This is a genomic window from Actinoplanes sp. NPDC051470 (assembly GCF_040682035.1).
In the GTDB taxonomy this organism is placed as follows: Bacteria; Actinomycetota; Actinomycetes; order Mycobacteriales; family Micromonosporaceae; genus Actinoplanes.
Map to the genome: position 1 here is coordinate 216500 of NZ_JBFBAA010000002.1, position 21143 is coordinate 237642.

25 protein-coding genes are annotated in these 21143 nt (G+C 72.7%); 15 read left to right on the forward strand and 10 right to left on the reverse strand.

Going from position 1 to position 21143, the window contains the following annotated elements; genetic code table 11:
- Nucleotides 1–2: 2 nt before the first annotated feature.
- Nucleotides 3–461: a MarR family transcriptional regulator gene (locus tag AB0M54_RS06085; RefSeq protein WP_364320091.1), complete on the reverse strand. Its 459-nt coding sequence runs from the start codon at nucleotides 459–461 to the stop codon at nucleotides 3–5.
- A gap of 79 nt (nucleotides 462–540) precedes the next feature.
- Here AB0M54_RS06085 and AB0M54_RS06090 point away from each other — a divergent pair, with 79 nt between their 5' ends.
- Complete coding sequence (locus tag AB0M54_RS06090; RefSeq protein ID WP_364469427.1) at nucleotides 541–1575, forward strand: LLM class flavin-dependent oxidoreductase; 1035 nt, start codon at nucleotides 541–543, stop codon at nucleotides 1573–1575.
- Nucleotides 1576–1578: 3 nt separating this feature from the next.
- Complete coding sequence (locus AB0M54_RS06095) at nucleotides 1579–2253, forward strand: NAD(P)-binding domain-containing protein (RefSeq protein WP_364469429.1); 675 nt, start codon at nucleotides 1579–1581, stop codon at nucleotides 2251–2253.
- Here AB0M54_RS06095 and AB0M54_RS06100 read toward each other — a convergent pair.
- Nucleotides 2250–2612 carry a hypothetical protein gene (locus AB0M54_RS06100; RefSeq protein WP_364469431.1) on the reverse strand — a complete coding sequence of 121 codons (363 nt, stop codon included), beginning with the start codon at nucleotides 2610–2612 and terminating at the stop codon, nucleotides 2250–2252. The two genes, AB0M54_RS06095 and AB0M54_RS06100, sit on opposite strands and share 4 nt — an antisense overlap.
- A gap of 86 nt (nucleotides 2613–2698) precedes the next feature.
- Between AB0M54_RS06100 and aroA the strand changes: the two genes are divergently transcribed.
- The 7 genes from aroA (at nucleotide 2699) to AB0M54_RS06135 (ending at nucleotide 8271) form a co-directional block, all read left to right on the forward strand.
- Nucleotides 2699–3973: a 3-phosphoshikimate 1-carboxyvinyltransferase gene (gene aroA / locus AB0M54_RS06105; protein ID WP_364469433.1), complete on the forward strand. Its 1275-nt coding sequence runs from the start codon at nucleotides 2699–2701 to the stop codon at nucleotides 3971–3973.
- A gap of 45 nt (nucleotides 3974–4018) precedes the next feature.
- Entirely contained in the window at nucleotides 4019–4567 is a 549-nt protein-coding gene (locus AB0M54_RS06110) for an RNA polymerase sigma factor (RefSeq protein ID WP_364469435.1), read from the forward strand.
- Nucleotides 4564–5433 (forward strand): zf-HC2 domain-containing protein, encoded by an 870-nt coding sequence (locus AB0M54_RS06115; protein WP_364469437.1) that lies wholly within the window; start codon nucleotides 4564–4566, stop codon nucleotides 5431–5433. Before AB0M54_RS06110 ends, AB0M54_RS06115 begins: the two co-directional genes overlap by 4 nt.
- Nucleotides 5430–6089 (forward strand): hypothetical protein, encoded by a 660-nt coding sequence (locus tag AB0M54_RS06120; protein ID WP_364469439.1) that lies wholly within the window; start codon nucleotides 5430–5432, stop codon nucleotides 6087–6089. Before AB0M54_RS06115 ends, AB0M54_RS06120 begins: the two co-directional genes overlap by 4 nt.
- Nucleotides 6086–6868 (forward strand): hypothetical protein, encoded by a 783-nt coding sequence (locus AB0M54_RS06125; RefSeq protein WP_364469441.1) that lies wholly within the window; start codon nucleotides 6086–6088, stop codon nucleotides 6866–6868. The genes AB0M54_RS06120 and AB0M54_RS06125 overlap by 4 nt, the downstream gene beginning before the upstream one ends.
- Before the next feature lie 9 nt (nucleotides 6869–6877).
- Nucleotides 6878–7735, forward strand: a complete 858-nt coding sequence (locus AB0M54_RS06130; RefSeq protein ID WP_364469443.1) for an ABC transporter ATP-binding protein — start codon at nucleotides 6878–6880, stop codon at nucleotides 7733–7735.
- 68 nt (nucleotides 7736–7803) lie between these two features.
- Nucleotides 7804–8271 carry a VOC family protein gene (locus AB0M54_RS06135; RefSeq protein ID WP_364469445.1) on the forward strand — a complete coding sequence of 156 codons (468 nt, stop codon included), beginning with the start codon at nucleotides 7804–7806 and terminating at the stop codon, nucleotides 8269–8271.
- 96 nt (nucleotides 8272–8367) lie between these two features.
- On the opposite strand, the gene AB0M54_RS06140 is transcribed toward AB0M54_RS06135, so the two are convergent.
- The 8 genes from AB0M54_RS06140 to AB0M54_RS06175 all read right to left on the reverse strand — a co-directional run bounded on the left by AB0M54_RS06140 (nucleotide 8368) and on the right by AB0M54_RS06175 (nucleotide 16240).
- A complete protein-coding gene (locus tag AB0M54_RS06140; protein WP_364469447.1) occupies nucleotides 8368–9906 on the reverse strand; it encodes an acyl-CoA dehydrogenase family protein in 1539 nt (512 codons plus the stop codon).
- A 105-nt stretch (nucleotides 9907–10011) separates the two neighbouring features.
- Complete coding sequence (locus AB0M54_RS06145; protein ID WP_364320113.1) at nucleotides 10012–10554, reverse strand: GAF domain-containing protein; 543 nt, start codon at nucleotides 10552–10554, stop codon at nucleotides 10012–10014.
- Nucleotides 10551–11156: an ATP/GTP-binding protein gene (locus tag AB0M54_RS06150; RefSeq protein WP_364320114.1), complete on the reverse strand. Its 606-nt coding sequence runs from the start codon at nucleotides 11154–11156 to the stop codon at nucleotides 10551–10553. Before AB0M54_RS06150 ends, AB0M54_RS06145 begins: the two co-directional genes overlap by 4 nt.
- Nucleotides 11134–11505 carry a DUF742 domain-containing protein gene (locus tag AB0M54_RS06155; RefSeq protein ID WP_364320116.1) on the reverse strand — a complete coding sequence of 124 codons (372 nt, stop codon included), beginning with the start codon at nucleotides 11503–11505 and terminating at the stop codon, nucleotides 11134–11136. The genes AB0M54_RS06150 and AB0M54_RS06155 overlap by 23 nt, the downstream gene beginning before the upstream one ends.
- Before the next feature lie 2 nt (nucleotides 11506–11507).
- A complete protein-coding gene (locus AB0M54_RS06160; RefSeq protein WP_364320118.1) occupies nucleotides 11508–11945 on the reverse strand; it encodes a roadblock/LC7 domain-containing protein in 438 nt (145 codons plus the stop codon).
- Between the two features lie 39 nt (nucleotides 11946–11984).
- Nucleotides 11985–13484, reverse strand: coding sequence for an ATP-binding protein (locus AB0M54_RS06165; protein ID WP_364469449.1), 1500 nt, complete (start codon nucleotides 13482–13484; stop codon nucleotides 11985–11987).
- Between the two features lie 375 nt (nucleotides 13485–13859).
- A complete protein-coding gene (locus AB0M54_RS06170) occupies nucleotides 13860–15560 on the reverse strand; it encodes a HAMP domain-containing sensor histidine kinase (protein WP_364320122.1) in 1701 nt (566 codons plus the stop codon).
- Nucleotides 15557–16240, reverse strand: coding sequence for a response regulator transcription factor (locus AB0M54_RS06175; protein ID WP_364469451.1), 684 nt, complete (start codon nucleotides 16238–16240; stop codon nucleotides 15557–15559). Before AB0M54_RS06175 ends, AB0M54_RS06170 begins: the two co-directional genes overlap by 4 nt.
- 79 nt (nucleotides 16241–16319) lie before the next feature.
- Between AB0M54_RS06175 and AB0M54_RS06180 the strand changes: the two genes are divergently transcribed.
- The 6 genes from AB0M54_RS06180 (at nucleotide 16320) to yidC (ending at nucleotide 21046) form a co-directional block, all read left to right on the forward strand.
- On the forward strand, nucleotides 16320–17450 hold the full coding sequence (locus tag AB0M54_RS06180; protein ID WP_364469453.1) for an efflux RND transporter periplasmic adaptor subunit: 1131 nt from the start codon (nucleotides 16320–16322) through the stop codon (nucleotides 17448–17450).
- Nucleotides 17447–18127: an ABC transporter ATP-binding protein gene (locus AB0M54_RS06185; protein WP_364320128.1), complete on the forward strand. Its 681-nt coding sequence runs from the start codon at nucleotides 17447–17449 to the stop codon at nucleotides 18125–18127. Before AB0M54_RS06180 ends, AB0M54_RS06185 begins: the two co-directional genes overlap by 4 nt.
- The gene (locus AB0M54_RS06190) at nucleotides 18124–19323 is read left to right on the forward strand and encodes an ABC transporter permease (protein WP_364320130.1); all 1200 of its coding nucleotides are present in this window, start codon (nucleotides 18124–18126) and stop codon (nucleotides 19321–19323) included. The genes AB0M54_RS06185 and AB0M54_RS06190 overlap by 4 nt, the downstream gene beginning before the upstream one ends.
- A 27-nt stretch (nucleotides 19324–19350) precedes the next feature.
- On the forward strand, nucleotides 19351–19914 hold the full coding sequence (locus tag AB0M54_RS06195; protein ID WP_364469454.1) for a hypothetical protein: 564 nt from the start codon (nucleotides 19351–19353) through the stop codon (nucleotides 19912–19914).
- Nucleotides 19915–19950: 36 nt separating this feature from the next.
- Nucleotides 19951–20229, forward strand: coding sequence for a DUF6412 domain-containing protein (locus AB0M54_RS06200; protein WP_364320490.1), 279 nt, complete (start codon nucleotides 19951–19953; stop codon nucleotides 20227–20229).
- Between the two features lie 88 nt (nucleotides 20230–20317).
- Nucleotides 20318–21046 (forward strand): membrane protein insertase YidC, encoded by a 729-nt coding sequence (gene yidC / locus AB0M54_RS06205; RefSeq protein ID WP_364320134.1) that lies wholly within the window; start codon nucleotides 20318–20320, stop codon nucleotides 21044–21046.
- Nucleotides 21047–21143: the final 97 nt, after the last annotated feature.

The following is a 21143-nucleotide window of genomic DNA, read 5'->3' on the forward strand; positions in this document are numbered from 1 at the left end:
GGTCAGCCGGTGAGGTGCCGGCGCAGGGCCGCGGCCACCTCGCCGGCCGCGGCGACCTGCTCATCGGTGAGCGCGGTCACGAACAGTTCGCGGATGGCCCGCAGGTGGGGCGCCGTGGCGGCGTGGAAGGCCCGGTCGCCGGCCGGCTCCAGGCTGATCCAGGAGCCCCGGCTGTCGGCATCGCAGTGTTCCCGGCGGATCAGGCCGCGCCGTTCCATGCGGCCCAGGTGGTGGGAGAGGCGGCTGCGTTCCCAGCCGATGGCCGCGGCCAGGTCGGAGGAGCGGTAGCGCCGGTCCGCCGCCTCGCTCAGCGCCAGCAGCACGGTGTAGTCGCCCATGGACAGGCCGGTGTCCTCCTGCAGGCGCGCCGCCACCGCCGTCCGCAGCAGCTCCGTCGCCTCGATGAACTCCCGCCACATGGCCAGCTCGTGGCGGGAGGGCAGCCGTCGCGTCCCGGGCATAACCGTGCCTCCCTCGGTGTTTGACGTGTCAATTACATCATGCTTTAGTTGACGTGTCAGCCAGTGGAGGGCAGGAACCATGAGCAGCAACCTCGTGATGGGTCTCGACACCTTCGGCGACGTGCCGGTGGGCGACTCGGGAGAGCCCGTCTCGCAGGCCGCCGCGATCCGTCAGGTGATCGAGGAGGCCGTCCTCGCCGACCAGACCGGCGTCGACGGGATCGCGCTGGGCGAACACCACCGCCCGGAATACTCGATCTCCAGCCCCGAGACGGTCCTCGCCGGCATCGCCGGGCGTACCCAGCGCATCAGACTGGCCTCGGGCGTGACCGTGCTGAGCTCGGACGACCCGGTGCGGGTGTTCCAGCGGTTCGCCACCGTCGACGCGATCTCGAACGGGCGGGCCGAGGCCATCCTCGGACGCGGGTCGTTCACCGAGTCGTTCCCCCTGTTCGGGTACGACCTGAGCGACTACGACGTGCTCTTCGAGGAGAAGCTCGACCTGTTCGTCAAGCTGCTCGACGAGAAGCCGGTGACCTGGAGCGGCACCACCCGCGCGGCGCTCGACGACATCGAGGTGTTCCCGAAGACCGAGTCCGGCCGGCTGACCACCTGGGTCGGCGTCGGCGGCTCACCGCAGTCGGTGGTGCGCACCGCCCAGCACGGGCTGCGGCTCATGCTGGCCATCATCGGCGGGCAGGCCGCGCGCTTCGCCCCGTACGTCGACCTCTACCGCCGGGCCACCGAACAGCTCGAGACGCAGGCGTACCCGGTCGGCATGCACTCGCCCGGCTTCGTCGCCGACACCGACGAGCAGGCCAAGGAGATCTTCTGGCCGGCCTACAAGGAGCAGATGGACCGCATCGGCAAGCTGCGCGGCTGGCCGCCGATGAGCCGGATCGCGTTCAACAACGAGGTCGCGGACGGTTCGCTCTACGTGGGCTCGCCCGAGACGGTGGCCCGCCGCATCGCCGCCTCGGTCAATGCGGTCGACGTCGGCCGCTTCGACCTGATCTACACGGTCGGCCCCCAGCCGATCAGCGCCCGGACCCGCGCGGTCGAGCTGTACGGCTCGAAGGTGATCCCGATGGTCCGCGACATCCTGGCGGGCTGACCCATGACCACGGTGGGCATCCTCGGCGCCGGCAAGGTCGGCACCGTGCTGGCCCGGCTCGCCGTCGCCGCCGGCTATCAGGTGCTGATCGCCGGCTCCGGCGACCCGGCCCGGATCGCGCTGATCGTCGACGTCCTCACGCCCGGCGCCAAGGCCGTCACCGCGGCCGAGGCGGCCGCGGGCGCCGACATCGTCGTGCTGGCCCTGCCGCTGGGCAAGCACCAGGCCGTCCCGGTCGAGCAGCTGCGCGGCAAGCTGGTGGTGGACGCGATGAACTACTGGTGGGAGATCGACGGCGTCCGCGACGACCTCACCGACCCGCGGACCTCGTCCAGCGAGATCGTGCAGGCCTTCCTGCCGGAATCGCGGGTGGTGAAGGGCTTCAACCACATGGGCTACCACGATCTCGAAGCGGGGGCGCGGCCGCCGGGCGCGCCCGACCGTAGGGCGATCGCGCTGGCCGGCCCCGCTTCGGAGCTGGCGACGGTGGCGGCCTTCGTCGACGCGCTCGGCTTCGACCCGGTCCAGGCCGGGCCGTTGGCCGAGGGGGTACGCCTGCAGCCCGGCGCCGAGACGTTCGGCGCGAACACCGACGCCGCGTCGCTCCGCGAGATGATCGACCGCCACCCCGAGTCGGAGCACGGCCGCCAGGTCGCCGAGGGGCGCGCCGCCCGCTAGCGAGCCGTCCAGCCGTTGAGCCGGCAGGTCTTGGTGAAGGCGTCGGCGTGCACCCGCCACTGCCGGTTGTCGTCGGTGTCGCGGCCGAGCGCGGGCGCGGCGTCGGCGACGGCGTCGTTCTCGGTGTCCTTGATCGACAGCGCGACCTTGTCGGCCAGCTGGAGCCGGCTCGCCGAGGAGGTCGCGTCGCGGCGGCCGGCCTCGAAGTCGTCGCAGGCCTGCTTGGCCCCGGCGTCGAGGGGCTGCGCCTGCTCCTGGGCGCCGCCCGCGCCGCTCCAGCCCCGGGCCAGCAGCGCGAACCCCACCACGACGACGGCGGCCACGATGATGAGTGAGCGCCTGTCCAGCTTGAACTTCACAGGCTCCAACCTACGCGGCCGTCTTTTCCGCCCACAATGTGGAAAATCACCTACCCACTGGTAGCCGTGGCCAGCAGAATTGTCCCGTGACCGACTCCCGCATGGTGAGACCAGCCGTCCGTCCGCTCGACGCTGCCGTGCGTCCGCCCGGCTCCAAGAGCATCACCAACCGGGCGGTGCTGTGCGCGGCGCTGGCCCCCGGCGTGTCCACGCTGGGCGGGGCGCTGTTCGCGGACGACACCCGGGCCATGATGGACGCCGCCGTGGCGCTGGGCGCCGTCGTCGACGCTTCTCCGGACGCGCGCACGATCACGGTGCGCGGGGGCGCCGGCCCGGTCGCCGGTGCGGTGATCGACGCGCGGCAGTCGGGCACGACCTCGCGGTTCGTGCTGCCCGCGGCGGCGCTGTTCGGCTCCCGCACGGTCGTCGACGGCTCGGCGCAGCTGCGGGCCCGGCCGTTCGGCCCCGTCCTCGAGGCGCTGCGGCAGGCCGGCGCCAAGGTCGAGGAGCTGGGCGAGCCCGGCTACCTGCCCGCGGCGGTCAGCGGCCCGATGCGCGGCGGCGTGGTGCACGTCAGCGGGAATGTCTCCAGCCAGTTCCTCTCCGGGCTGCTGATGGCCGGGCCGCTCATGCACGACGGGCTCGAGGTGGCGCTGACCTCGGAACTCGTGTCGGTGCCGTACGTCGAGATCACCAAGGCGGTGATGGGCGCGTTCGGCGTACCCGTCGAGGGGTTGACGGTCGAGCCCGGCGCCTACCGGGCGCGCGCCTACGACATCGAGCCCGACGCCAGCGCGGCCTCCTACCTGCTGGGCGCGGCGGCCGTCGCCGGTGGGCGGGTCACGGTGGCCGGGCTGGGTGCGAACAGCGTGCAGGGCGACGTACGCTTCGCCGACGTGCTCGCGCGGATGGGCGCCACGGTGTCCCGGAGCGCGGACTCGATCACCGTCGAGTCGGCCGGCGCCCTGCACGGCATCGACGTCGACATGGCCGACATCTCGGACACCGCGCAGACGCTGGCCGCGGTGGCCGTCTTCGCCTCCTCGCCGACCCGGGTGCGGGGCATCGGCTTCATCCGCCGCAAGGAGACCGACCGCATCGCCGCCATGGTCACCGAACTGCGCCGCGCCGGCATCGACGCGACCGAGGACGAGGACGGCTTCACGATCAACCCGGGTACGCCCCGGCCGGTGGCCTTCGAGACCTACGACGACCACCGCATGGCGATGAGCCTGGCCCTGCTGGGCCTGCGCGTCCCCGGCATCGAGATCCGCGACCCCGGCTGCGTGGCCAAGACCTACCCGGACTTCTTCACCGACCTGGACACGCTCGTGGACGGTCAGGCGGCGCCGGCCTCCTGAAGGCGCGGTGAACCTTTGGCGCGGGGCGACGCTACTCACCCGGTGATGGGTACGGACGAGGTGGACGCGGCGCTGCTCGGGCTGGTGGCCCGGGGGGACAGTGCCGCGCTGACGCGGCTGTACGAGGCGCACTCGGGGCGGCTGTTCGGATATCTGCTGCGGCTGGCCGGGGACCGCGGGGTGGCCGAGGAGATCCTGCAGGACACGATGCTCGCGGTGTGGCGGTCGGCCGGTAGTTACGCGGGCGGGGCGCGGGTGACCACGTGGCTGTTCGGGGTGGCTCGGCGGCAGGCGCACAATCGGCTGCGGAACGTTGCTCCGCCCGTACCCGCCGAGGCTGTTGATCGGCCCGATGGGACGCCGGGACCGGACGAGCTGGCGATCGCCGCGGCCGGGGGGACGCCGGTGGCCGAGGCGATCGGGCGGCTGCCGGACCATCAGCGGGACGTGATCGGGCTGGTGTTCGTGGCGGGGCTGCCGCTCGCCGACGCGGCCGAGGTCCTCGGTGTTCCGGTGGGGACGGTCAAGAGCCGCCTGCACCACGCGCGGGCCAGGCTGGCCCAGTTGCTCAGTCGCCAGGGAGTTCCGGAATGAACGAGCGGTTGATGGAGTACGCGGCCGGCACGCTCACGCCGGCCGAGCGGGCGACGGTCGACGCGCACCTGGCCGGCTGCGACGGCTGCCGGGCCGACCTGGCCGCCTGGGCCGGCATCGCCGCCGCCGCCGACCCGGACGTGACCCCGCCGGGCCCGGCCCTGATCCGCCGCGTGCTGGCGCGCAGCGTGCTGTCACCCGTCGTCCCGCCGGCACGTGGTGGATCAGGGCCGAATATTGATCTGGTCCGGGCCGAGCTGCGGCTGCTCCGGGTCCGGGTGCTGGTCGCGTCGGCGTTCGTCATGGCGCTCGGCGTGGTCCTGGCCGTGGTGCAGGGCGGCGGGGCCGGTGACGTGCTGGCCCTGGTGGCGCCGGTGGTCGCCGCGGCCGGCGTCAGCGGGGTGTACGGGCCGCGGCACGACCCGGCCTTCGAGGTGGTGGCGGCGACGCCGACGGCGCAGCGGCTGATCCTGCTGATCCGGCTCACCCTGGTCTTCGGGTACGACCTGATCCTGGCCCTGGCCGCGTCGGCCGTCGTGGCGCTGCTGGGCGGCTCGGTGGCCGGGATCTGGGCCCTGGTCGTGGCCTGGCTGGGCCCGATGGCCCTGCTGTCGGCCCTGTCCCTGCTGCTGGTGGTGTGGTTCGGCCCGGACCTCGCGATCGGGGCCGCGCTGACCCTGTGGTCGCTGCGGGCGCTGTCCGGCAGCGTGCTCGCCCAGGCCGGCTGGCTGGTCGACCTGACCGGCGTGGTGTGGTCGACCAACCTGGTCACCGGCCTCGTGGCGGGTGTGCTGACGGTGGCCGCGGTGATCGTGGCCGGTCGCGGTGAACCCGTGCGGCACTCGCGCGCTACCTACCTGACGTGAGACCACTCGCTCTGTGGCGGCATGAGATCCGCCGGGCCGGCCGGGCCCCCGTCCTCGGCCCACCGCTGCTGGCCGGCGCCCTCGTCGTCATCACCTGGGCCGACCATCCACTGCGGAACCTGTTCGTCTTCCTGGAGCTGGGCCTGCCACTGACCGCCGGGCTGGGCGCCGCCGCGCTGGCCGGGCGGGACCCGGCGGCCGAGCTGCAGTTCACGATGCCGACGGCGTACCGGTCGACGCTGATGCGCCGGCTGGCCGTGATCGCCGCGTGGACGGCGCTGGTGGCCGTCGCCATCTCGGCGGTTCTCCTGGTGGCGGACGGCTGGCCGGGAACCCGCGGGCCGGTCGCCGGCCAGCTCACCTGGCTGGCGCCGGGACTGTGGCTGGGCGCGTTCGGGCTGCTGGCCGGGGCGGCGCTGCGGATCCCGGCCGCCGCGAGCGGGATCGTCGCCGTGCTGTGGCTGGTCGAGCAGCTGTTCGGCGGGGCCTTCCAGCAGCACTTCGTCATGAAACAGCTGTTCCTGTTCGCCACCACCCAGGGCGCGGCGCCGGAGGAGTGGGCGGTCAACCGGCTCACCCTGATCGGCACCGCGGTGGTGCTCGGGGCCGGCGGGTGGCTGTTGTCGGGGCGTTCCTACCAAGAGGAGTCCGAGTGATCACGGCCGCGCGGTACGAGCTGCGGATGATGCTGCGGAAGCGATCGCTGTGGGTCAGCCTGGGCGTGATCGTCGTGCTGCTCGCGGCGGTCGGGTCACAGCAGGTGCGCGAGGTGATCCGGCAGGACGACCCCAAGGGCACCATGCTCTCGGGCGCGCTGCTGGTCAACATCTTCCTGCCGGTCGCGTACGGGTGCCTGCTCGCCGACCGCCTCGTCCGCGACCACCGGCTGGGCGTGGCGGCGATCCTGGACGCCACCCCGGCGTCCCCGGTGGCCCGGCTGACCGGCAAGTACCTCGGGGTGTGCGCCGCCGTCACCGCGCCGGTCGCGCTGGCCTACTTCGGCTTCGCCGTGGCGTACGCGATCGCCTCGGGCCGTTTCGCCGCCCTGGGCTGGGCCCTCGCCGCCTTCGCCCTCGTGCTCCTGCCGGCGGTGCTGTTCGTCGGGGCGTTCGCGCTGGCCGTCCCGCTCGTCGTGCCGGCGCCGCTGTTCCGCGTGCTGTTCGTCGGGTACTGGTTCTGGGGCAACTCGATCACCCCGGACACCATGCCGACCCTGGCCCACAGCATCGTCACGCCGATCGGCAGCTACCCGATGCAGGAGCTGCTCGGCTTCCGGATCCGCGGCGGCGAGACGATCGCCGGCCCGGTGCCCGGCGCCGCCCTGAACTTCCTGCGCCCCGAGGCCACCCCGGTCACCGCCTGGCTGTCCATCGGTGTGCTGCTGGTCCTGGCCGCGCTCGCGCTGGCCGCCGCCTCCGTCCGTCCTCGTCGCTAGGAGCCTCCGTTGCGCATCGACATCGATCGTCTGACCAAGCGGTACCGGGGCGGGGTGACCGCGCTCGACGGGCTGAGCCTGGAGGTGCCGACCGGCATGTTCGGCCTGCTCGGCGCGAACGGCGCCGGCAAGACCACGCTGATGCGGATCCTGGCCGGTCTGCTGCGGCCGACCGGAGGTTCGGTACGGGTGGGTGAGCACGACGTGACCACCCGGGCCGGGCGGGCCGCGGTGCGGCGGGTGCTCGGCTACCTGCCGCAGGAGCTGGGCGTCTACCCGGACCTGAGCGCCCGCGAGTTCCTCGACTACGTGGCCCTGCTCAAGGGCATCGACGACCGGACCGAGCGGCGGCGCCGGGTCGGCGAGGTGCTCGAGATCGTGGCGCTGGCCGGCGACGCCGGCCGCAAGCTGAAGGGCTACTCCGGGGGCATGCGCCGGCGGGTCGGCATCGCGCAGGCGCTGCTCGCCGGCCCCCGGCTGCTCATCGTGGACGAGCCCACGGCCGGCCTCGACCCGGAGGAGCGGATCCGCTTCCGGACCCTGCTGGCCCAGCTCGCCGGGGACCGCACCGTGCTGCTGAGCACCCACATCGTCGACGACGTCGCCCAGACCTGCCGCGAGCTGGCCGTCCTGGCCTCGGGCGCCCTGGTCTTCCGGGGCACCGTCGAGGAGCTGACCTCGCGGGCCTCGGACCGCGTCTGGTCGGTGATCACGGCCGGCCCGGCGCCGACCGGCGGCACGATCGTCTCGGCGGTGCCGCACGCGGCCGGGATGCGTTATCGCGTCGTGGCCCCGGTGTCCCCGGCCGCCGGCGCCGAGACGGTGGAGCCCAACCTGGAGGACGGTTACCTGGCTCTCGTGAAGTAGCGGCCACACCCTGGCACCTATGGCTGCGATCTTTGTTTCCGTCAGCGAGAAACGAGATCGGAGTCGTCATGAGCATCACCACCACCACGCACCTCAACTTCCGGGGCAACGCCCGCGAGGCGCTGGAGTTCTACCAGTCCGTGTTCGGTGGCCAGATCATGGTCATCGCGTACGGCGACTTCGGCCTGCCCCAGGACGCGCCGGACGCCGACAAGGTCGTCTGGGGTCAGGTGGCGGCCGACAACGGCTTCCGGGTGATGGCCTACGACGTGCCCGGCCAGGCCGGCCCCGCGCCCGCGCCGGCGTCGCCGACCAGCCGCGAGAACGGCGTGACGCTGACCGGTTCGCCGTTCTTCCTGTCGGTGCGCGGCGACTCGGTCGAGGAGGTCGGCGGCTACTGGGAGAAGCTGGCCAAGGACGCCACCATCGTCGAGCCCTACGGCCCGGCCCGGTGGGCGCCCGCGTTCGGCCTGCTGACCGACCGGTTCGGCGTCACCTGGATCCTCGACGTGGCGGCGCCGTACAGCGTGGCCTGAGGACAGCGCGGCCTGACAACAGCGCCGTCTGAGGACAGCGCGGCGGGCCGGCGGGGCTCTCGAACCGCCGGCCCGCCGCGGGTTCCGGGGGCTGTCCTAGCCGATCAGCAGCGGGTCGGCCCGCCACTCCTCGGCCGGCCAGCGCTTCTGGTCGATGTCACCGATGGCCTCGCCGAAGCCGCCCACATGGTCGGCGAACTCGGCCGCGGTCGGCAGGCTCCGCTCGTCGAGGTCGTACGGCGCGCTGCGCAGGCGGTCACGTAGCTGCCGCTCGGCCCACAGGGCGGTGTAGGCGTGCATCGGGGACCGGCTGGCGGCGCCGCTGGTCACCATGGCCATCATCGTCCAGCAGACCAGGTCGCCGACCACGGACGCGTGGACGTGCCGGGCCGCGGCGTCGCCGGGCGGGTCGGCGATCAGCTGCGCGACCTGGCCGGCCAGCTCCCGTACCTCGGCTCCGGGCCGGAGCCGATCGACCAGGGCCAGGAAGCCGGCCGGGTTCCGGCGCATCACGGTGCCGAGGTAGACCGTGATCGCCTCGGTGGAGCCCTCGAAGATGCGGAACAGCCGGAAGTCGCGGAAGTGCTGACCGACGGTGTTGGTGTCGAGGAAGCCTCGCGCCGCCATCACCTGGAGAGCCGAGTCGACCGCGCTCCAGGCCAGTTCACACCCGAGGATCTTCGCGCAGAAGTACCAGGCGTCGGGGACGTCCTCACCCGCGTCGCGCCACGCCGCGATGCGGGCGAGCAGCTCCTCGACCGCCTGGACGGCGGCGCCGGCCTCGGCCAGGATCTGCCGGATGCGGCCGTTCTCGGCCATCGAGCCGGTGGCGATCGTACGACCGGTGGCGAAGCGCTGGGCCAGCTCGAGCGACCGCATCGCCGCGCCGAGCGTGCTCGCGGCCAGCACCACCCGGCCGGCCATGAACGCCGTCTTGGCGATGGCCGCCCCGGATCCCTCGTCGCCCAGCCGGGCCGAGGCCGGCACCCGCAGGTCGGCGAAGGCCAGGTCGTACTGCGGGAGGGCGCGCAGGCCCAGCGTCAGCATCTCCGGCCCGACCTGGAAGCCGGGCGTGCGGCTGTCGACCAGGAAACCGGTGATGCCCAGGGGCTGGCCGTGCTCGTCGTGGAGTTTCGCGAAGACGTTCACGTACCGCGCGTCGCCGCCCAGCGAGATCCACTTCTTGGCGCCGTTGATGGTGTAGCCGCCGTCCGGGTTCCGGCGGGCCGACGTGTCCATCCCGCGGACGTGCGAGCCGATGCCCGGCTCGCTGATCGCGCTCGTGGTCAGCGCCCGCCCGGTGGCCAGGCGCGGCAGCACGTCCTGCTTCACCGCCTCGTTCGCGGCCAGCACGATCGGCGGGGTGCCCAGCGTGTTCTGCACGACGCAGAGCACCGCGAGATTGGCGTCGATCGCGCCCAGCTGGGTGAAGACCCGGTTCATGTCCGAGTGGGACAGTTCCTGGCCCTGGTAGCTCCGGGGGATCTGAAGACCCAGCAGACCGACCTCGGCGAAGTCCGAGACCAGTGCCGGCGGTAGCGAGCGACGCTCATCCATCAGCCGGGAATTGAGGAACTTCCGCGCGTACTCGCGCAGGAAGCCCAGCATTCGCTTCGCCGGATCCTCAGTGTCCATACTTTGCTCCTGTCGACGTGCGTGATGGGACATCGATCTGGTGCACGGACGGCGGGCGGGCGAGGCGGGCCACCACCCCGCCTCGCCCTCTACCCACCAACCGGATTAAAGCTCTCGGGAATTGATCTGGTTCATCAGATCGGCGGCCAGCGACTTGATGGTCTCCAGCCCGGCGCGGCCCCAGGGCCGCGGTTCCACGTCGACCACGCAGATCGTGCCCAGGGCGGTGCCGGTGCGGTCGATCAGCGGCGCGCCCAGGTACGAGCGGATGCCGATCTCGTCGACCACCGGGTTGCCGGCGAACCGGGGGTAGTCGCAGACGTCGTCCAGCACCAGGGCCTTGCGCCGCACCACGACATGCGGGCAGTAGCCGTGCTCCCGGTCCATGCTCCGGGGCAGCTCGGCGGCCGGTGGGGCGCCGGGCGGCGCGGCGGCGACGTGCAGCCCGGCGAAGTACTGCCGGTCCTCGCCGATGAAGTTCACGAACGAGTACGGCGCGTTGGCCACCTCGCTGAGCCGGCGCGCGAACTCGTCGAACTCGGGAACCGGCGCGTCACCCAGGCCCAGCTGCCTCAGGCGGCGCATCCGGGTGGGCACCTCCGAGTCGATCGGGGTCAGGGGGTTGTGGGCGGAGAACTCGTAACTCATGCCGATGCTCCGTTGTGAGGGACGGTGTCGCGTGCGATCTGGCTGTCCAGAAGGTGTTTGGTGAGGCTGATCAGCACGCCGTGGGCGGACTTGCGGTCGCGGGCGTCGCAGAAGATCACCGGGGTCTCCGGTTTGAGGTCGAGGGCGCCGCGGACGTCGTCCGGCTCGTACCGGTAGTCGAGGTCGAACTCGTTCACCGCCACCAGGAAGGCGATGCCCCGCGACTCGAAGAAGTCCACCGCCGCGAAGCAGTCCTCCAGCCGCCGGGTGTCGGCCAGCACCACCGCGCCCATCGCGCCGTTGCACAGCTCGTCCCACATGAACCAGAACCGTTCCTGCCCGGGCGTGCCGAACAGGTACAGCACGTACTCGCTGCTGATCGTGATGCGGCCGAAGTCCATGGCCACGGTGGTGGTGGACTTGCGCTCGACCCCGGACAGGTCGTCGGTGCCGATGCTCGCGGTGGTGAGGATTTCCTCCGTACGCAGCGGCGCGATCTCGCTGACCGAGCCCACGAACGTCGTCTTGCCGACGCCGAAACCGCCGGCGATCAGCAGCTTGAGCGCGGACGGGAAGATGTCAGAGCCGTCGTTGTAGGGCATCGAGGATGGTCTCCAGTACCGCCGGGTTGGTGGGATCGGCAATCGGGTCGGGCGCTCGGGTGTCCACGGCCCCGCAGTCGACGAGGTCGCAGAGCAGGATCTTGGTGACCACCGCCGGCAGCCGCAGCCGGGCCGCGATCTCGGCCACCGAGGTGGGTTGGCCGCACAGCCCCAGCGCCAGCGAATGGTCCGGGCCGAGCTGGTTGTGCGCGGGCCGCCCGGTCGCCATGACCAAGGAGAGCAGCTCCATCCGCAGCGTCGGCTCGGTCCGGCCGTTGCTCACGGTGTACGGCCGGATCAGCCGGCCCGCGGCATCGTCGAACCAGTGCTCGTCGTCGGTGCTCGGCATGCTCAACGGCCGGGTACGACGACCGGGAAGTCAGCCTCGTGGCGGGTGGGCGTGGATAGGTACGGCCGGACGCTCTTGACCAGCTGCGCCATCTCGTAGCCGAGCACGCCCGGGTCGGCCTGCTTGCCGGCGATGACCGCCAGCACCGCCCCCGAGCCGGCCGCCGAGACGAACAGCAGCGATTCGTCCAGCTCGGCCACCACCTGGCGCACCACCTCGCTGCCGCCGAACCGGACGCCGGCGCTGCGGGCCAGCGAGAACATGCCGGAAGCGACCGCGGACAGGTGGTCCGCGCCGTCGGTGTCGAGCCCGTGGGCGGCCTTGCGTAGTCCGTCGGACGAGAGGAGCAGGGCGCTGCGGGTGTCCGGGACGCGATCGACGAGCCCGGACAGGAGCCAGACGAGGTCCTGGGCGGGGCGCATCGGATCAGTGCTCGACATAGGGGCCGAACCCTTCCTTGTGTGGTGATGGTGCGCTGGTCAGCCGTGGTGATCGGGGCGTGGCTGGTCGGCCTCGCCCATCGAGACGCCGTTCATGAACGACCCCATCAGGCCGGTGTCGTGCTCACCCACCGGGTCCTGCGGCGGTTTGGGCGGGCCGAGCTGGAGTTGCGGGGCCATGTGGGTCTGGCCGCGGCGCCGGGGCAGGGGCGGGCGCCCGTCGGTGGCCGCCGGCGGCGCGGGGACCGGCTGGCTGTGGCTGTGACCGTTCCCGTTGCCGCTCCCGTTCCCGTTCCCGTTCGCGCTTCCGTTCGCGCTCCCGTTGATCACCCGCGGCCGGTTCGTCGGGGTGCTGGCCTGGAACGCCGGCCAGCTCCCGTGCTGGGCGAACTCGATGGTGTGCTGGGCCAGGCTGTCCGGCCGGACGCGGCGCTCGGGGCGCTCCGTGCGCTCGGGCTCGGCGGCCGAGGCGATCAGCACCTGGGGCAGGATGACGACGGCCTGCGTACCGCCGTAGATGTTGTTCTGGAGGCGCACCAGGATGCCGTGCTGCCGGGCGATCATGGAGACCACGAAGAGCCCGATCCGGCCGTCGCGCAGCAGGTCGTCGAGGTTGATGTCCTCCGGGTTGGCCAGCAGCTGGTTGAGCCGGTCCTGGTCGGTGCGCTGGATGCCGAGGCCGCGGTCCTCGACCTCGATGGCCACGCCGGCCGCCACCAGCTCGACCCGGATCACCACGTTGGTCTGCGGCGGCGCGAACATGGTCGCGTTCTCGATCAGCTCGGCGACCAGGTGGATCACGCTGGCCACGGCGTGGCCGGGCACCGTGCCCTCGATCGGCGGCACCAGCTTGACCCGGGAGTAGTGCTCCACCTCGGCGATCGCCGAGCGCAGCACCTCGGTCAGGGCGACCGGGCGGCTCCACTGCCGCCGGGAGACCGACCCGCCGAGGACGGCCAGGTTCTCGGCGTGCCGGCGGATGCGGGTCGCCAGGTGGTCGACCTGGAACAGGCCCTTGAGCAGGTCGGGGTCCTCGACCTCGTTCTCCAGCGCGTCGAGCAGCTTGATCTCGCGGTGCACCAGCGACTGGAGCCGCCGGGACAGGTTGACGAAGACCTCGACCTGGCGACCGGCCGCCTGCGACTCGGACTTCGCGGCCAGCACCGGGCGGACCTCGGCCTCGTGCAGCGACTTCTCCAGCCGGTCCAGTTCGGACCGGGCCTCGCTCAGCTCGGCGTGCGCGCCGGCCAGCGCCGAGTTCGTCTCGACGGCGGTCGCCCGCAGCTCGGCCGATCGCTGGCCGGCCTTGCGGGTCAGCCGGACCGCGACCGCCGCCGCGATCACGATGGCGGCGATCGCCACCAGGTAGGGCACGACGAAGGTGGGCTGGAGCCCGTTCCGCCCGCGCAGGTAGCCGATCGTCACGGCGAAGAGGGTGACCGTGGCGATCGACGGCAGCGTGATCAGCCAGATCAGCTGGCCGGGAAGGGCGTCGTGTTCCGAGGCCGGAGCCATCGGCGGATGTGGTTTGTCGGGCATGGCCGTCCTCGGTCGCGGTGACAAATTGTCCGGTGTGGAGGCACGCTCACTTTAGTGAATGACCATGGAATGTCCAGCGTGACCATCTTCCCGGACATCTTCCGGCTGGTTTGCCGGGCAACGCAGTGAGCGGGCGGTCACTCCGCGATCAGGCCGCAGCCGACGCGCCGCTCTCCCTCCGGATCGCCGGAAACGCTTGTTGAGCAGCGAATCCGGCGCTGGTACGCGGGCGCGCCGGTGGATGGCCCCCGGTGCCGGGCGGGCGATCAAGGGGGGCCGGCGATAAACCGGATTAGGGGCTTAGGGGATTGCCGGCGCGAGCTGCTAGGGGACCCCGGAAACGTTATTCCCAGATGGAGAGACAATGGCGGCGAGCTATCGGACCGGCACGTCGATGGTGAACGTGCTGCCCCGGCCGAGGCGGCTGGTGGCCGTGATGTCGCCGCCGTGGGCCCGGGCCAGCCGGCGGGCGATCGACAGGCCCAGGCCGCTGCCGCCGGTGGCGCGGCTGCGGGAGCCGTCCGCGCGCCAGAAGCGGTCGAACACCTTCGGCAGGTCCCCGGGCGCGATCCCCGGCCCGGTGTCGGTCACCGCGATGGTCAGGCGGTCGCCGGTGACCTCGGCGTGGATGGTCACCCGGCCGTCCGGCGGGGTGTGGCGCAGGGCGTTGGAGACCAGGTTGCCGACCATCTGGCGCATGCGGACCGGGTCGACGTACGCCATCAGGTCGGGGTCGGCGATCACCTCGGCCTCGGGCCGCCCCAGCAGCAGTTCGCGGATATAGCTGTGCTCACGGTGGATGCGCAAACTGCCCGCGTCGGCGGCGGCGATGTCGCGCAGGTCGTCGACCACGTGGTGCAGCTGGATCGCCTCCTCGACGAGCAGGCCGACCGCCTCGGCGTCCAGCTCGACCGCGCCGTCCCGGGCGGTCTCCAGCCAGGTGCGGATGTTGGTCAGCGGGGTACGCAGCTCGTGCGCGATGTCGTTGACCATGGCCGTGCGCTGCTCCTCCAGGGCCTCCCGCCGGGCCGACAGGTCGTTCAGCGCCGTCGCCAGGTGGCCGATCTCGTCGCGGGTGGTCACCGACACCCGGCCCTGCCGGTCGGTGGGCTGCCGGGCCGCCTCGGTCAGCAGCCGCAGCGGGCGGACCAGGCGCCGGCCGACCAGCACGGTCGCGATCACCGCCAGCACGAGCACGATGCCGGTGGTGCCGGCGATCCGCAGCTGGTTGACCGGGGACAGGTCGACCGAGGGGGCGGGCGCGGCCCGGCCGGTGACGAAGAGCAGGGCCGGCGGGGCGACGTACGGACGCAACTGCTCGCGGCGGCTGTCACCGACGCAGCGGTCGAGCTCCTGCTGGGAATCGGGGTTCGGGGCGCGCGCGTACCGCACCCCGAACAGCGGGGTGAGCGTCAGGTCCTCGCCGGTGCACCGCTGGACCAGACGGGTCAGGTCGGCCAGCGGCTTGCGCTCCGAGCCGGTCGGCGTCGCGCTCTCGTCCGCACAGCCGGTCCCGGTCGCCGGGTCGGCGCTGATCCGGCGGACCACCGGCCGGCCGCTCGGGGTGTCGACGACCTCGGCCGCCACCCGGTCCGAACGCAGGCAGTCCACATAGCTCACCGCGGCCTTCTGCAGGGTCCGGCGCTCGTCCTCGGTCAGCCGGTACGGCCCGACCGCCCGCGCGTCGATCCGGCCGCCGGTGTTGCGGGCGATCCCCGGGTCGAGGAACAGCGGGTCGACGGTCGCGGTGGGCACGTCGGAGACCACCGCGGCGTCCAGCGCGTCGACCGGCGAACCGGCGATCCGGCGCCGGTCGGGGGTGGTCAGCGCGATCCGGGCGCCGGTCAGGTCGGCCAGCCGCTCGACCTTGGCCTGGGCGCCGTCCCAGCTGTCGTGGGTGGCGGCGTACTCGATCAGCGCGTCGTAGATGTCGGTGTCGGCGGAGAGCGTGCGGCTCTGCTCCTGGGTGACCGCCTGCTTGGTGAGCTGCATGGTCAGCCAGGCGGTGGCGGCGATCGCGCAGACGGCGATCAGCAGCGAGGTGGCCAGCAGCCGGGCGATCAGGCTGTGTCTCATCCGGCCGCCAGTTTGTAGCCGACGCCGTACACGGTGAGCAGGTGCACCGGGCGGCGCGGGTTCGGCTCGATCTTGCGGCGCAGGTTGGACACGTGGGTGTCGATGGCGCGCTCGGCCGACTCCTTGTCGTAGCCGCTGGTCGCCTGGAGCAGGGCGGCCCGGCTGAACACCCGCTCGGGCCGGCGCATCATCGTGGTCAGGATCGCGAACTCGTCCGGCGTGCAGTCGATCGGCCGGTCGTCCACGGTCACCTCGCGACGGGGCCGGTCGACCGCGATCGGGCCGAGCCGCAGCACGTCGTTCTCCTGGCCGTCGCGCTGATGCCGGCGCAGCAGCGCCTGGATCCGGGCGAGCAGCTCCCGCGGCCGGTACGGCTTGGTCAGGTAGTCGTCGGCGCCGCGGCCCAGGCCGGCCAGCAGGTCGTCCTCGCCGGCCCGGGCGGTCAGCATCAGCACCGGCACGGCCGACTCCCGCCGCAGCACCTCGCACAGGTCGAGCCCGTTCATCCCCGGCATCATCACGTCGAGCAGCAGCAGGTCCGGTGCCAGGCGCCGGGTGCGGTCGAGCGCGGTCGGGCCGTCATGGGTGATCGTCGTGCGGTAACCGGCCGACTCCAGATAGCGACGGAGGATCTCGGCGTGCGTGCGGTCGTCCTCGGCGACCAGTACGTGAGCTGCCACGGCGCCGACTATAGGACCGCCGCGGAGGAATCCGGCCGTCCCGACAAGTTCCTGTAGATCGTCCGCCACGATCGTCGCCATGCCAGCCAAGCCCCGTCTCGTCGCCGCCACGCTCACCGGATTCGTGGTGCTCGCGGCGGCCGGCGTGGTGGTCTGGGCGCGCGGCACGGAGGGCCCTCCCGTACCGCGCGCCGCCACCATCGCCGTGCAGACCGTCGAGGTCGCCCGCACGGACCTGTCGACCAGCCGCACCCTGCACGGATCGCTGGGCTACGGCACGCCGCGGGTGGTCAAGGGCGGGCGCGCCGGCGTGGTCACCTCGCTGCCGCGCGCCGGTCAGGTGGTCAAGCGCGGCGCGACGATGTTCCAGGTGAACGACGACCCGGTGCCGCTGTTCTACGGCAGCCCGCCGCTGTACCGGACCCTGTCGGCGGGCGTCGTCGGTCGTGACGTCGCGATGGTGCGCAAGAACCTCAGAGGCCTCGGGTACGCCACGGGCCTCCAGCCGCGCCCCGGATCCGTGGTGACCCTGCCCGCCGAGCCGCCGCCGGCCGGTGAACCCGCCCCGCCACCCCGGCGGGTGACCGTCCGGGCGGGCGAGGCCGTTCTCACCGCAACCCTGATCAAGGCGATCAAGCGGTGGCAGAGCGACATCGGGCTGCCGGTCGACGGGGTGCTGGAGGTCGGCGATCTGGTGGTGATGCCGGAATCCGTACGCGTCGAATCGGTCTCCGCCGTCGTGGGTGACAACGCCGACGGGCCCCTGCTGGCTGTGACCCGCACCTCGAAGGTGGTGTCGTCCCAGGTCGACGCCCCGGAAGCGGCCTCGCTGAAGACCGGCGCCAAGGTCACCCTGCGGATGCCGGACGGCGCTTCGGCCCCGGGCACGATCGGCGCGGTGGCGTCCGTCGCGGCCACCCCGGACGGCCAGCAGCCGGGCGCCCCGCAGCAGGTCGCGGTGACGATCCAGCCCGGGAAGGCGGTCACCCTCGACGGCGGCGACGTCGAGATCACCGTCACCGGCGAGACCCGGTCGGACGTGCTGGCCGTGCCGGTCACCGCCCTGCTCGCCCTGCGCGAGGGCGGCTACGCCGTCCAGCGGCCGGACAACACGCTGCTGCCGGTGGAGACCGGACTGTTCGCGATGGGCCTGGTCGAGGTCACCGGCGACGGGCTGACCGAGGGCCTCGCGGTGGTGACCACCTCATGAGCCGGGTGGTCTCGCTGCGGGACGCCGGGAAGGTCTATCCCGGCGGTGTGGTCGCGCTCGACCGGGTCAGCCTGGACATCGAGCGCGGCGAGCTGACCGCGATCGTCGGGCCGTCCGGCTCCGGCAAGTCGACGCTGCTGAGCATCATGGGCACCCTCGACCGGCCCAGCCACGGGTCGGTCGAGGTGGCCGGCCACGACGTGGCGACGCTGGGCGACCGCCGGCTGTCCGCGCTGCGCGGGCGCTGGCTGGGCTTCGTGTTCCAGCAGTTCCACCTGACCGACGGGCTGACCGCGGCCGAGAACGTCGCCACCGGCCTGCTCTACGCCGGGGTGCCACGCCGGCGCCGCCGCGCCCTGGCCGAGGCCGCGCTCGACCGGGTCGGCCTCGCGCACCGCATCACCCACCGCCCGCACGAGCTCTCCGGCGGCGAGCGGCAGCGGGTGGCCATCGCCCGCGCGATCGTCAACGAGCCCGCGCTGCTGCTGGCCGACGAGCCGACCGGCGCCCTGGACACCGCCAACGGCCAGGCCGTGCTCGAGCTGTTCCACCGGCTGCACGCCGAGGGGGCGACGATCGCGGTCATCACCCACGACCGGGAGATCGCCGCCCGCCTGCCGCGCCGCGTCGAGATGCGCGACGGCCGCATCGTGGAGACGGCCGGTGATCGGCGATGACCGACATCCGCCCGGTCCGGCTGGCGCCGCTCGACCTGCTGTCGCTGGGCACCATCGGGCTGCGGATCCGGCGGATGCGGGCGGTGCTGTCCGCCCTCGGGATCGCCGTCGGCATCGCCACCATGGTCGCGGTCACCAGCATCCCGGCGTCCAGCGAGCGGGCGCTGATGGACGAGCTGGCCGCGCTCGGCCCCAACCTGCTCCAGGTGATGCCGGCGCCGGACCGGGAGGTCGACCGGGCCGCCCTGCCCGCCGCCTCGGTCGCCATGGTGTCCCGGATCGGGCCGGTGACCAGCGTCTCGGCGGTGGCCAACCTGAACACCGTGGCCCGCCGTTCGAACCTGACCGACCCCCGGGACGGCTCCGGGCTGACCGTGCTGGCCGGCCGCCCCGACCTGCTCGACGCGCTCGAAGGACACCTGCTGTCCGGGCGCTTCCTGGACGGCGGGAAGTTCCCGACGGTGGTGCTCGGCTCGGTGGCGGCGGCGCGGCTGGGCATTCCCGCCGTACCCGTCAACGGTCCTCCCCGCCAGATCGCCGTGGCCGACTCGTGGTTCAGCGTGGTCGGGGTCCTCGCGCCCACGCCGCTGTCGCCCGAGATCGACCGCTCGGTGCTGGTGAGCTGGGAGGCGGCCCGCGGCGTGCTGGGCTTCGACGGCCGGCCGACCGTGCTCTACCTGCGGGCGCGCGAGTCGGCCATCGAATCGGTACGCGCCGTGCTGCCGGCCACGGTCAACCCCGAGGAGCCGAGCAAGGTGCTGGTCACGCTGCCGTCCGACGCGCTCGCGGCCAAGCGCGCGACCGAACGCTCGTTCTCCCTGCTGTTCGTCGGCCTGGCCCTGGTCGCGCTGCTGGTCGGCGGCATCGGGGTGGCCAACACGATGGTCATCTCGGTGCTCGAACGGCGCTCCGAGATCGGGCTGCGCCGGGCGCTGGGCGCGAGCCGCGGCCAGATCCGCGTGCAGTTCCTGACCGAGTCGGTGGTGCTCTCGGCCCTGGGCGGCGTCACCGGCGCCCTGCTCGGGGTGGCCGGCACCGCGGTCTACGCCACCCGTCAGCACTGGCCGGTCGTGATCCCGGCCGGCGCCCTGGCCGCCGCCCTCGGCGGCGCCGTCCTGGTCGGCGTCATCGCCGGCGTCTACCCGTCGATCCGCGCGGCCCGGCTGACCCCGACCGCCGCGCTTGCCTCGGCCTGATCAACTGTCCCTGGGAAGGAACCCACGATGAAGGTACGCATCACCGGCGCCGTTCTGGCCGTCGCTCTCCTGCTCACCGGCTGCTCCGGTGGCGCCGACGACTCGTCCTCGGACGACGTCGCGTCGGTGGTGAGCATCAAGCCGCCGCAGCCCTCGTCGTCGTCCGCGCCCTCGTCGTCGTCCGAGCGCCCGCTGATCCGCACCGACACGTCGGACGACGAGAAGGAGCGCCTCATGCAGCTGTGGCTGAGCTGCCTGGACAAGAACGGCGCCGGCACCGCCGACAAGCGGAAGCTGGCCGCCGACTCGACCGGCGGGGCAGCGAAGGCGAACGTCGACCCCGCCTTCGAGGCCAGGTACAAGCAGGCCGAGAAGCTGTGCGCGAACAAGGAGCCCGAGCAGGTCTGGGAGCGGGCCAAGCGCCTCGACCCGGCGTACGCCGACAAGCTCCGCGACTGGGTCACCTGCACCCGGTCGCAGGGCATCGACGCCTGGGAGAGCGACGGCTACCTGACCTTCGAGAGCCTGCCGCCGGAGAACCAGATGAAGAAGGTCGACGCCTGCCAGGACAAGGCGTTCGGGCGGGGCTGACCATCCTTGCGGCCGGGGGATAGCGTGGTCGGCGTGATGGCACAGGCGCTCTGGCTGCTGCTGGGCCCGGTGCTGCCCGGAACCTCCGACTCGGCCGCCCAGTTCGTGCTGAGCCTGGCCGTCGTCGCCGCCGCGCTGCTGGTGGTGGTCGCGGCCGCCGGGGTCAGCCTGCCGAGTTCCCGTACGGTCGGCGTCGCCTCCTGCCTGCGCACCCGCGCCGTCGCCCGCCCGCCGCGTCTGAGCGACCCCGACGCGGCCGGTCGTCCGCGCCCCCGAGCCCCGACCGAGTACCCGGCGGCCGCCCGTTGCCGATAGGTGCGCAGAGCAGCTCTGCGCACCTATCGGCAACACGCCGGCCGCCTCCGCGTCCATCTCGCCTTTTGTGGAACGCAGGGGTACTCCCATGTCCTTTTTCACGCACTTTGCCCACTCGATCATCGACCTGCTGGCCGCCTTCTCCACACCCGCGCTGGCCATCGTCCTGTTCACCGTCGCCGTCCGGCTGCTGATCAGCCCGCTCACCTACTGGCAGGTCCGCGGCGAGCGCCGCCGGGCCACGCTCGCCCCGCAACTGGCCGCGCTGCGGGACAAGCACAAGAACGACCCGATGGGGCTGGCCACCGCCCAGCTCGAACTGCAGCGAGCACACGGGATCAGCCCGCTCGGCCCGCTGCTCCCGGCGATCGCGCAGGCGCCGTTCTTCATGCTGATGTACCGGGTCAGCAGCGACGGGCTGATCGCCGGGTCGCTGTTCGGCCACCCGCTGACCGCGCACGTCACCGCGGCCGTGCCGGTGTTCGCCGTGCTGATCGCCCTGTCGGCGGCCCTGGCCTGGTGGTCGTCGCGGCGGATGCGCCGGCTCAACCCGGAGACGCCGGCCTGGATGACCTGGCTGCCCTACCTGAGCGTCCCGGCCCTCCTGATCATGCCGCTGGCCGCCGGCCTCTACCTGGTGACGTCGGCGGCGTGGACGGCCCTGGAACACGCCGTCCTCCGCCGCCCGCGACCGGCACCCACCGGCGCCGACCCCCAGCCGCTCCCGGTCACGGCCGAGGCCCGGCGGAACGTCACGGCCGGGGCCCGGCGGAAGGTCGGCGCCGGCCGCCGGACGTCAAGATCACGCCGCCGGTGATCCAGCCCGGGTCGGGTCGATCGATCCCCCAGCTGGGGGAGGGCGGGCAGGCGCACGAGGGTGACGATCGCACGGCCGCCGATCCCTAGCGTCGACG

Coding starts and splice junctions, on each gene's coding strand:
- AB0M54_RS06190 (WP_364320130.1), top strand. CDS start 18,124: ATGACCGACATCCGCCCGGTCCGGCTGGCGCCGCTCGACCTGCTGTCG.
- AB0M54_RS06085 (WP_364320091.1), bottom strand. CDS start 461: ATGCCCGGGACGCGACGGCTGCCCTCCCGCCACGAGCTGGCCATGTGG.
- AB0M54_RS06195 (WP_364469454.1), top strand. CDS start 19,351: ATGAAGGTACGCATCACCGGCGCCGTTCTGGCCGTCGCTCTCCTGCTC.
- AB0M54_RS06140 (WP_364469447.1), bottom strand. CDS start 9,906: ATGGACACTGAGGATCCGGCGAAGCGAATGCTGGGCTTCCTGCGCGAG.
- AB0M54_RS06160 (WP_364320118.1), bottom strand. CDS start 11,945: ATGTCGAGCACTGATCCGATGCGCCCCGCCCAGGACCTCGTCTGGCTC.
- AB0M54_RS06145 (WP_364320113.1), bottom strand. CDS start 10,554: ATGAGTTACGAGTTCTCCGCCCACAACCCCCTGACCCCGATCGACTCG.
- AB0M54_RS06165 (WP_364469449.1), bottom strand. CDS start 13,484: ATGCCCGACAAACCACATCCGCCGATGGCTCCGGCCTCGGAACACGAC.
- AB0M54_RS06180 (WP_364469453.1), top strand. CDS start 16,320: ATGCCAGCCAAGCCCCGTCTCGTCGCCGCCACGCTCACCGGATTCGTG.
- AB0M54_RS06200 (WP_364320490.1), top strand. CDS start 19,951: ATGGCACAGGCGCTCTGGCTGCTGCTGGGCCCGGTGCTGCCCGGAACC.
- AB0M54_RS06170 (WP_364320122.1), bottom strand. CDS start 15,560: ATGAGACACAGCCTGATCGCCCGGCTGCTGGCCACCTCGCTGCTGATC.
- AB0M54_RS06110 (WP_364469435.1), top strand. CDS start 4,019: ATGGGTACGGACGAGGTGGACGCGGCGCTGCTCGGGCTGGTGGCCCGG.
- yidC (WP_364320134.1), top strand. CDS start 20,318: ATGTCCTTTTTCACGCACTTTGCCCACTCGATCATCGACCTGCTGGCC.
- AB0M54_RS06150 (WP_364320114.1), bottom strand. CDS start 11,156: ATGCCCTACAACGACGGCTCTGACATCTTCCCGTCCGCGCTCAAGCTG.
- AB0M54_RS06185 (WP_364320128.1), top strand. CDS start 17,447: ATGAGCCGGGTGGTCTCGCTGCGGGACGCCGGGAAGGTCTATCCCGGC.
- AB0M54_RS06155 (WP_364320116.1), bottom strand. CDS start 11,505: ATGCCGAGCACCGACGACGAGCACTGGTTCGACGATGCCGCGGGCCGG.
- AB0M54_RS06135 (WP_364469445.1), top strand. CDS start 7,804: ATGAGCATCACCACCACCACGCACCTCAACTTCCGGGGCAACGCCCGC.
- AB0M54_RS06090 (WP_364469427.1), top strand. CDS start 541: ATGAGCAGCAACCTCGTGATGGGTCTCGACACCTTCGGCGACGTGCCG.
- AB0M54_RS06115 (WP_364469437.1), top strand. CDS start 4,564: ATGAACGAGCGGTTGATGGAGTACGCGGCCGGCACGCTCACGCCGGCC.
- AB0M54_RS06095 (WP_364469429.1), top strand. CDS start 1,579: ATGACCACGGTGGGCATCCTCGGCGCCGGCAAGGTCGGCACCGTGCTG.